The organism is Desulfosalsimonas sp., assembly GCF_055149105.1.
The window spans coordinates 1-10,253 of record NZ_JBSRLA010000090.1; the positions used below are offsets into that span (position 1 = coordinate 1).

The 10,253-nt window shown below is 54.3% G+C and carries 7 protein-coding genes; all 7 read left to right on the plus strand.

Annotation, left to right across the window (positions count from 1 at the left end; translation table 11 throughout):
• The first annotated feature begins 149 nt into the window (after nucleotides 1–149).
• Nucleotides 150–1,763 (plus strand): acyl-CoA carboxylase subunit beta, encoded by a 1,614-nt coding sequence (locus ACTCIA_RS15455; protein WP_463002704.1) that lies wholly within the window; start codon nucleotides 150–152, stop codon nucleotides 1,761–1,763.
• A 10-nt stretch (nucleotides 1,764–1,773) separates the two neighbouring features.
• On the plus strand, nucleotides 1,774–3,792 hold the full coding sequence (locus ACTCIA_RS15460; protein ID WP_463002705.1) for an acetyl/propionyl/methylcrotonyl-CoA carboxylase subunit alpha: 2,019 nt from the start codon (nucleotides 1,774–1,776) through the stop codon (nucleotides 3,790–3,792).
• Entirely contained in the window at nucleotides 3,789–5,564 is a 1,776-nt protein-coding gene (locus ACTCIA_RS15465; protein WP_463002706.1) for an acyclic terpene utilization AtuA family protein, read from the plus strand. The genes ACTCIA_RS15460 and ACTCIA_RS15465 overlap by 4 nt, the downstream gene beginning before the upstream one ends.
• A 10-nt stretch (nucleotides 5,565–5,574) precedes the next feature.
• A complete protein-coding gene (locus ACTCIA_RS15470) occupies nucleotides 5,575–6,342 on the plus strand; it encodes an enoyl-CoA hydratase/isomerase family protein (protein ID WP_463002707.1) in 768 nt (255 codons plus the stop codon).
• Nucleotides 6,343–6,524: 182 nt separating this feature from the next.
• The gene (locus ACTCIA_RS15475) at nucleotides 6,525–7,310 is read left to right on the plus strand and encodes a TIGR03084 family metal-binding protein (protein WP_463002708.1); all 786 of its coding nucleotides are present in this window, start codon (nucleotides 6,525–6,527) and stop codon (nucleotides 7,308–7,310) included.
• Between the two features lie 239 nt (nucleotides 7,311–7,549).
• The gene (locus ACTCIA_RS15480; protein ID WP_463002709.1) at nucleotides 7,550–9,760 is read left to right on the plus strand and encodes a cache domain-containing protein; all 2,211 of its coding nucleotides are present in this window, start codon (nucleotides 7,550–7,552) and stop codon (nucleotides 9,758–9,760) included.
• A 28-nt stretch (nucleotides 9,761–9,788) separates the two neighbouring features.
• A partial coding sequence (locus tag ACTCIA_RS15485) for a response regulator (protein WP_463002710.1) occupies nucleotides 9,789–10,253 on the plus strand: 465 nt, incomplete at its 3' end.

Here is a 10,253-nt window from a genome sequence, read left to right on the forward strand (position 1 = left end):
TTTCACGTACGGATAAGTACGCTGCATTCTTCGAAATTGCGCAAGCCTTGATCTTGAACTTTTTACGGCACCATCTGAAATCAGACTTTTTACGGTGCCTTCAACCTTGAACCTTGAACCTTGAACCTTGAACCCATAAGGAATCGCTCATGCCAGTTTTCAAATCCCGGATCCAACCCCGGTCTGCAGAATTTCAGGCCAACAAAGCGCACATGGAGGAAGGTCTTGCCCGGGTGCGCGAGATTGAAAAGCGGGTGCTCGAAACTGCTGAGGCCAAAATTCCGCGGTACCGGAAAAGGGGATACATCAGCCCCAGGGAGCGCTTAAACCTGCTTCTGGACCCCGGGGCCCCTTTTCTGGAGCTCTACAGCCTGGCCGGCTACATGCAGGGAAACGACACGGACGGCTCTGCTGCGGGCGGCACCTGCATTGCCGGTATCGGCTATGTCAAAGGCACCCGGTGCGCCATTTACGTGGATGATTATCTCACCAAGGGCGGCAGCATTTCCCGGTACGGGGCGGAAAAGCGCATGAACATGCAGATGATAGCCCTAAACAAGAAAATGCCCTTTATCGTCCTGGCCCAGAGCGCAGGCGGGGACCTGCGGGAGGCCGGGGACATGTTCGGCGCTTCCGGAAAGTTTTTTGCCAACCAGGCCCGGCTTTCGGCGGCCGGTATTCCACAGATCACAGTGGTACACGGAAGTGCCACCGCCGGCGGGGCCTACCAACCGGGACTTTCCGATTATATTGTCATGATTCGGCGCCAGTCCACGGTTTACCTGGCCGGCCCGCCCCTGCTCAAGGCCGCCACAGGCGAGATTGCCACCGACGAGGAAATCGGCGGGGCGGAACTGCACTGCCAGGTATCGGGCGTATCGGATTACATGGCGGAAAACGACGCTGACGGTATCCGGCTTGCCAGACAGATTATTGAGAAAATTCAATGGAATAAAAACCTGCCGGCTTTGTCCCAAAAAGATTATGCCGCTCCGGTCTGTCCTCCGGAAGAAATGATCGGCATTGTGCCCGTGGATCCCAAGACGCCTTATGACTGCCGGGAGATCATGGCCCGGATCGCAGACGGATCGGATATCCTGGATTTCAAGGCCGAATATGACGCAGGCACGGTGTGCGCTTTTATGGAAGTTCACGGCCAGGCCTGCGGGGTGCTGGGCAACAACGCCCCCATCACCTCAGACGGTGCTGCCAAGGCAGCCCAGTTCATGCAGCTTTGCGAGCAGTCCGACACTCCTTTGGTTTTTCTCCACAACACCACCGGGTTTCTGGTGGGAACCGAGGCCGAAAGCCGGGGCATTATCAAGCACGGCTCAAAGATGATCCAGGCTGTGACCAACACCACTGTGCCAAAGATTTCATTTATTGTCGGCGGCTCTTACGGTGCCGGAAATTACGCCATGTGCGGCCGGGGCATGGATCCGGATTTTGTGTTTGCCTGGCCCCGCAGCGTGGTGTCCATCATGGGACCGGCCCAGGCCGGCAGTGTCCTGCGCCAGGTGGCCCATGCGCGCATGGAAAAAATGGGGCAGGTGGATGAAAATTTTCTGGACCAGATCGAGGCAGACACCCGAAAGGCCCTGGAAGAACGCTCCCATGCCCTGGCCAACACGGCCCGGCTGTGGGACGACGGCCTCATTGATCCGCGCGATACCCGCAGCATTCTGGGTTTTGTGCTCGATATCTGCCATGAGGCAAAAATTCGCCGGGTCAAACCCAATACCTTTGGCATTGCCCGCATGTAAGGAGAAACCCATGATTCATAAAATTTTGATCGCCAACCGCGGGGAGATCGCCGTGCGGGTGATCCGCACAGCCCGCAACCAAGGCTTTCCCACTGTTGCGGTCTACAGCGAAGCCGACGCAGACGCCCTTCACGTGGACGCAGCAGACGAGGCCGTGTGCATTGGAGGCGCCCCGGCGGCCCAATCCTATCTGTCCGTTGACAACATTCTTGAAGCTGCCAAAAAAAGCCAGGCCACTGCGGTTCATCCCGGATACGGGTTTTTGGCGGAAAACCCGGCCTTTGTCCGGGCCTGTGAAGCCGCCGGCCTGGTCTTTATCGGTCCTGGAGCCGATGCCATGGAGCTGATGGGAAGCAAGCGCCTGTCCAAGGAGGCCATGGTGGCTGCGGGCGTTCCCTGCATTCCCGGATATCACGGAAAGGACCAGACAGATGAAGTGTTATTGTCTGAAGCGGAAAAAATCGGCCTTCCCCTGATGGTCAAGGCTTCTGCGGGCGGCGGGGGCCGGGGTATGCGCCTGATCACCCAAACCGCGGATCTGGCCCCCGGAATCCAAGCGGCACGGGCAGAGGCCAAAAGCACATTCGGCAACGATGAACTGATCCTGGAAAAGGCCATTGTGGAGCCGCGCCACATTGAAATCCAGGTTTTCGCAGACGCGCACGGCAACGTGATTCACCTGGGCGAGCGGGACTGCTCGGTTCAGCGAAGGCACCAGAAGGTGGTGGAAGAAGCGCCGTCACCATTTGTGGATGCGGATTTGCGGGAAAAAATGGGCGGTGCCGCGGTCAATGCGGCCAGGGCCTGCAACTACCTGGGCGCGGGCACGGTGGAATTCATGGTGGATGCGGATAAAAATTTTTATTTCCTGGAAATGAACACCCGGCTTCAGGTGGAGCATCCGGTCACGGAGATGATTACCGGCCAGGACCTGGTGGCCTGGCAGATCCGGGTGGCCTGCGGGGAAAAATTGCCCCTGTCACAGGATCAGATAAAGTTTTTGGGCCATGCCATTGAAGTAAGGCTCTATGCCGAAGACGCCCGCCGGGGATTTCTGCCTCAGACCGGGCCGGTTCTGGCCTGGCAGGTCCCGGAGCGGGAGGGCGTGCGCGTGGATTCCGGAATTGAGGCCGGCCGGGAAGTGGCAGCACACTATGACCCCATTGTGGCAAAGGTCATTGCATGGGGCGAAAACCGCGATGAGGCCCGGCGGCGGCTGGCATTGGTTTTACGTGACGCGGTTCTTCTGGGGTTTAACAATAACAAATTGTTTTTGGAGCGCATTGTCAACCATCCGGTCTTTGCAAAAGGCGAGGCCACAACCGCTTTTATTGAAAAACATTTTTCAGATGATATCAGCATGGAAAAAAATGCCCTTTCAGATAAAACCCTGGCCCTTGCCGCCATGATTTTCTACCAGGGCCGCTGCCCCCAAACCCGGGATGCCGGATGGCACACCCCGGCGCCGTACCGGTACAACTTTGTGCTCAATTGCGATGAAACCGATTATTCTCTGTCCCTGGCCAAAAAAGATGCCGGATTTGCGGTTTCAATGGCGGCAAAAGATGCAGCAGATGCAAAAAGTGCGCAACCCGAAGACGACCGGCAGGTGGCCCTGGAATGGGTGCGGGCAGATGATCACAGTGTTATCTACATTGACGGCGGGGTCCGCCGGAAAGCCGGGTATGCATTTTGCGACAACCAGTTGTTTGTGGATGCCGGATCCGGGCATTTTGTATTTGAGGACAAAACGCTTCACACGGCCAAATCCGCACAGGATGCGGCAGGAGGCGGAGATGTGGTCTCCACCATGAACGGGGTGATCGTGGAAGTGCGGGTCAGCCCGGGCCAAAGGGTCGAGGCCGGCCAGGCACTGCTGGTGATCGAGTCCATGAAAATGCAGCACCAGTTTGCCGCAGCCATTTCCGGGACCGTGGAATCGGTTGCAGCAGCAGCCGGAGATCAGGTCAAACCCGGGCAGTTGCTGGTGACAGTTGCGGCGGAGCAGGACAAGGGAGAAGCTTCATGAGTCATTCAAAAGCAGATGAAAAACTGATTGTGGCCAATTGCAGCGGGTTTTTCGGCGACCGGCTTTCGGCTGCAAGGGAAATGGTCCAGGGCGGGCCTGTTCATGTTCTTACAGGTGACTATCTGGCCGAGCTGACCATGGCCATTTTGCTCAAGGACACGTTAAAAGATCCGGACCGGGGTTATGCCCGGACCTTTTTAAATCAGATGGAAGAAATCATGGGCCAATGCCTTGAAAAGGGCATAAAGGTGGTATCCAATGCCGGAGGGCTCAATCCGGCCGCACTGGCCCAAAAGCTTGAAGAAACCGCTGATCAGCTGGGCCTGCATCCAAAGATCGCCTGCATTACCGGGGATAATCTCATGGGGCGCCTGGAAGATCTGCAGGGTCAGGGCGAAGCCTTTGTTCACATGGATAAGAATATCAGCTTAAAGCAGGCCGGGGCCGTGCCCATTACCGCCAATGCCTATTTCGGAGGATGGGGTATTGCAGAGGCCCTCAAACAGGGGGCAGACATTGTAGTCTGCGGCCGGGTGGCCGACGCTGCACTGGCTGCCGGGCCGGCGGCCTGGCATTTTAAATGGCGCCAAACAGACTGGGACAGACTGGCCGGGGCTTATGCAGCCGGGCACGTGATTGAATGCGGCGCCCAGGCCACAGGGGGCAATTACTCATTTATTGATGAAGTCCCCTCATTTCGAAACGTTGGCTTTCCAATAGCTGAAATTTTTTCAGACGGCAGTTTTGTGATCACCAAGCATCCAGACACCGGCGGCCTGGTATCCAGCGGTACGGTCACAGCTCAGCTGCTCTATGAAATCTCAGCACCCGCCTACCTGACCCCGGATGTGACCGTGCACTTTGACACCCTGATGCTCGAAGACCAGGGAAACCACCGGGTTCTGGCATCAGGCGTGCGCGGCGGTCCTCCCCCGGCCGCCGCCAAGGTATGCATCAACACCCTGGGCGGGCATAAAAACAGCATGACAGTGGTGCTAACCGGGTTAGACATTGAAAAAAAAGCCAAAATTGTCCAAGACACCCTTTTTGACAGCATCGGGGGAAAAGACCAGTTCCAGACCGTTGACGTGCAGCTGATCCGCTCAGACAAGTATGATCCCCCGTCCAATGACGAGGCATTTGCTTTTCTGCGAATCACAGTGATGGACCGGGATGCAAAACGCGCCAGTCGTTTTGCAAACAATGTCGTGGAACTTGTCCTTGCAAGTATTCCGGGATTTACCATCACCAGTCCGCCGGGCAGGGCCACACAGGCTGTTGTGCACTGGCCCAGCCTGGTGTCCATGGAGCACCTGACCCAGGTCGTGGAAATTGGGGACCAAAAACTGGAAGTCCAATGCGCAGCACCGGATTCTGCACCCGTTGATGTTCATCCCAAAAAGATCAGTATGCCGGCGGTCCCGGAAGGACCTGTGGTGCAGGCGCCCATGGGAAGGGTGTTTGCAACCCGATCCGGAGACAAGGGCGGCAACGCCAACCTGGGCGTCTGGGCCAAAACCCCTGAGGCGTTTGCATTTCTGCGGGAATTTCTGACATCCGAAAAATTAAAGGAACTGCTGCCCGATTGCGCACCCTATGAAATCGAGCGCTTTGAGCTGGTCAACCTGCTGGCGGTCAATTTCTACATTCACGGCATTTTGGGCGACGGCGTGGCCGCCTCCTTCCGAAGCGATCCCCAGGCCAAAACCCTGGGCGAGTATCTGAGGGCAAAGGTTATTGAAATGCCGGCATCCATTGTACCAGAGGCTTAAGGATAAACCCATGAACGATGAACTCCTGTATGAAGTCATAAATGGTGCGGCATGGCTGACCATCAACCGGGAAGCCCGCCGCAATTCCATCAGCCCGGAATTGGTGGGGCTGTTTAACCAGCACCTGGATGCGGCTGAACAAGACCAAACCGTTCGGGCGGTGTGCTTAACCGGTGCCGGACAAAAGGCCTTCTGCTCCGGCGCGGACCTGGGCGGGTCTTCCGATAACCAGCAGACCCGCCCGGAGCAGGCATACGCGGATCTGCTCAAGCGCATTGCCGGTTATCCCAAGCCCACCGTGGCCCGGGTAAACGGCTATTGTCTGGCCGGCGGCACCGGATTCATGCTGGCCTGCGATATTGTGGTGGCTGCTGACACGGCCAAGTTCGGCACCCCTGAGGTAAACGTGGGGCTCTGGCCCATGATGATCGGCGCCCTTATTTTCAGAAACGTGCTCACCAAAAAAGCCATGGAAATGATTCTGCTGGGCGAAAAACTCAGCGCAAACCAGGCCCTGGACATGGGGTTGGCGACCCGGGTGGTGTCTGCTGAAAACCTGGACGCAGAAGTCGGTCAAATTCTGGACAACCTCTGCCAAAAAAGCCCCATTGGCATGAAGCTTGGCAAGCAGGCGTTTTACCATATGCGCGACATGTCCTTTGAGCAGGCCCTGGATTACCTGGTCGAACAGATCCGGGTGGTGTCTTCCACCGAAGATGCAATCGAAGGCATTACCGCGTTTATGGAAAAGCGGCAGCCGCAGTTTAAGGGAAAGTAAAAGGCGGTTATGCGTTATGAGAGGCGAGAGGACGGAAGACAGAAGACGGAGGACGGAGGACGGAAGACGGAGGACGGAGGACGGAGGACGGAAGACGGAGGACGGAAGACAGAGGACGGAAGACAGAGGACGGAAGACAGAGGGCGGAGGACAGAACACCGGGAGCAGGGGGGGGTAAGACAATGGAAGAGATCTGTAATGATCTGCAGGCTGAGCATGAAGAACTGGACAACCTGGTGGCCGGGCTGGACCCGGAGCAGTGGGAACTTCCCACCCCGTTTCTGACCTGGTGCATCAAGGACGAAATCCGGCACCTGGCTTATTTTGACGACCGGGCGGCCCTTGCAGCCACAGACCCGGAGGGTTTCAACAAGCACCTGGAAGAGGCAATCTCTGATTTTGCGGCATTTGAAAAGCACCTGGAGCAGGTGGGCCGGGACCTGACCCCGGATCAGCTCATGGACTGGTGGCGAACCCGGCGGGGTATTATGCTCGATGCCCTTCAAAAGTGCGGACCAAAAGACCGCCTGCCCTGGTACGGCCCGCCCATGGGCGCGCTGTCCTTTGCCACGGCCCGGCTCATGGAGACCTGGGCCCACGGCCAGGATGTTTTTGACACCCTGGGCATCGGCCGCACACCCAAAGACAGCCTGCGCCATATCGCCCATCTTGGTGTGAAAACCTTTGGCTGGACCTATATCAACCGGGGCCTTGAAGTTCCGCAAAACCCGGTTCGCGTGGAACTCTCCGCCCCGTCCGGGGATTTGTGGTCCTGGGGCCCCGAAGACGCCCAAAATCGTATCACCGGACCTGCAGAAGACTTTTGCCTGGTGGTGGTCCAGCGCCGGCACGTGGAGGACACATCCCTTGAAGTCACAGGCGAAACCGCCAGGGACTGGATGCTCAAAGCCCAGTGCTTTGCCGGCCCGCCGGTAAACGGACCGGCGCCCGGTCAGCGCCACCTGTAAGCTGATTTTTTGACGGTTTTGTTTCTATTCCTGTCCCAAATGGCAAAGTAAGCCTTTGGAAACGAACCCGATCCCCTGTCCAAAGTATGAAAAAGAAAATTTTATTGAATATCAGATAGTTTTATTCTGTTGACACCTGATTGAAACTTTGTAAGGATAACGGTTCACTGTTCAGATATGTTTTTTGTGTTTTGCCTGATGTTTAGAAAGAATGATCAGGCAGTGAGCGGGAGGAATACATGAATCGTTTTTTTAAATATCTTCAGGATCGGCCCATCGGGCTGAAGCTTTTTTATACCTATTCGTTAATCGTTCTTGTTGCGGTGTTAATGGTTGGCATGAGTGTATATTACATCGCCGGAAAAACCATTAAGCAAAACATTGAAAGCAAGCTCTCCAATGCCACAGATTCCATATTAAACACGGTTGAAACCACGGCCCAGGCTTCTATCAAGAATTATCTGCGGGCTGTGGCGGAAAAGAACCTGGAAATCGCTTCATTCTACCACTCACGGGTAAAAAAGGGGCAGATCTCAGAAAAAGAGGCAAAAGCCCGCCTGAAGCAAATCTTTTTGGGTCAGACAATCGGTGACACCGGATATATCTATTGCCTTGATTCCAATGGAATTGCGGTAATGCACCCCGATCCGCTGGTGGAAGATGTGGATTTTTCCCATTTTGCATTTATCCAGAGCCAGATGAAGCGAAAACAGGGATATTTGGAGTATGAATGGAAAAATCCCGGCGAAGAAAACCCCCGCCCCAAAGCCCTGTATATGACATATTTTGAACCCTGGGACTGGGTTATATCGGTTTCTTCCTATCGTTCCGAATTTACCCGGCTGATCAATATTTCCGATTTCAAAGACAATATTCTTGCCCAGACGTTTGGCAAAACCGGGTATAGCTATATTCTGGAAAGCAACGGCAACATTGTGGTGCATCCCCATCTTTCCGGCAATCTCTGGGACGCAGTGGATGCGGACGGATACCACCTGGTTCGGCACCAGTGCAGAACCAAAAACGGCAAGCTGTTTTACTCCTGGCGAAATCCTGGTGAAGAAATATTTCGAGAAAAAATGGTAATTTACAATTATATACCCGAATATGACTGGATTGTGTCCTCCACCGGTTACCTTGAAGAGTTCTATGCGCCCCTGAAGACTGTTAGAAACATTGTGGCGGGATCGGTGCTGTTGATATTAGCCGTTATGCTGCCGGTGACATTTACTTTTGCCCGAAGCATCACCCGTCCCCTTTATCAATTGGAAAAAAATTTTTCCCAGGGCGCGGCCGGCAATTTTACCGGGCGGATGGAAAGCCGGACAAAAGATGAAATCGGTAAGCTGGCGCTATATTTTAACCAGTTTATGGACAGGCTGGAGTCCTACAGCACCAAAATCCGTGCAGAAATAGAGGAGCGACGGAAAACCGAAGAGCTGTTTTCAAAAGCGTTTCATTCCAGTCCCAGCGGCATTTTTATTGCAAACCTGAACAATAATCGATTTATCGACGCCAATCAAAGTTTTTTAAAGTTTACCGGGTGCAATTATCAGGATGTGATCGGCAAATCCATCACTAAGTTTTCCCTGTTTGTCCAGTTCAAAAATTTTTCCCAACTAACTGATATTTTAATAAATGAGGGCCGGATTCGGGATATGGGCGTTGAATTTGTCAATTCTGAAAACAAGCAACGGCTGGGGACTGTCAACGCCGAACTCATCAGTATCTGGGGCCAACGGTGCATGCTTTGTTCCCTGGAGGATCTCACCGAGACGAAACGGCTGGAGCGGGAAATTATTGAAATCAGTGAACGCGAACGCCTTCAGCTGGGGCAGTATCTCCATGATGATCTTTGTCCGCATTTGCTGGGAATAGAAGTTTTACAAAAAGTTTTGCGGCAGAAACTTGTGGCACAGGGCTATACAGATATTGCGCCTGTGGATAAATTGCGGGAACTGGTGCGGGAGGCCGTGAGCAAAAGCGGAAGAATCTCGCGAGGGCTTTGCCCGACCCACATTGCCGATCAGGCCCTGGAGCTGACCTTAGAGGAACTTTGCCGGGATATCGAGCAAATCTACAATGTTTCCTGCAATCTCGAACATGAAGGCCCAAGCATCCAGACCGGAACAATTGCGGCAACCCATATCTTCTATATTGCCCGGGAGGCCGCCTATAATGCCGTCAGGCACGGAAAAGCCCAAAACATATGGATCTCCATTTCCGGCACAGAAGAAAGAGCGGTGCTGCAGGTCCATGACGATGGCAGCGGCCTGGCTGACAAGATCGATACCCAAGGCATGGGAATCCGCATTATGCACTACAGGGCCCGGCGGATCGGTGGGGTACTGGATATCCGGAAAGATCAAGACACGGGTACCCGTGTGGTGCTGGGCTTTAATCCCCACATGATGATAAAGGAGCAAAAAGATGCCTTCTCCGTCCTGTAAGGTACAAAAAATCAGGCGTATTTTGATTGTGGAAGACCACCCCATTTTTCGGATGGGGCTTTCGGATTTAATCGCCCTTGAGCCGGACCTGGAAGTTTGCGGGTTTTTCGAGGATGTCAACAGCGGTATTCAGGGTATTGCTGAATTGAAGCCGGATATGCTGATTCTGGATCTGGCCTTGAAAACAAGCAACGGCATGGATTTGCTCAAACATCTGAACTGCCACCACAGGCGTTTGCCGGTTCTGGTCCTTTCCACTTATGATGAACAGATTTATGCGGAGCGATGCCTGCAGGCCGGAGCCCGTGGCTACATCAACAAAAAAGAAGCTTCGGATTCTGTGGTCACGGCGATCCGGTGCATATTTTCAGGCAATATTTTTTTAAGCCAAAACATGACCGCTCGTGTGCTAAACAAATTTCAGAAATATCCCTCAACCGTCAATGATTCCCCTGTAGATGTTCTGACAAACAGGGAACTGGAAGTTTTTCAT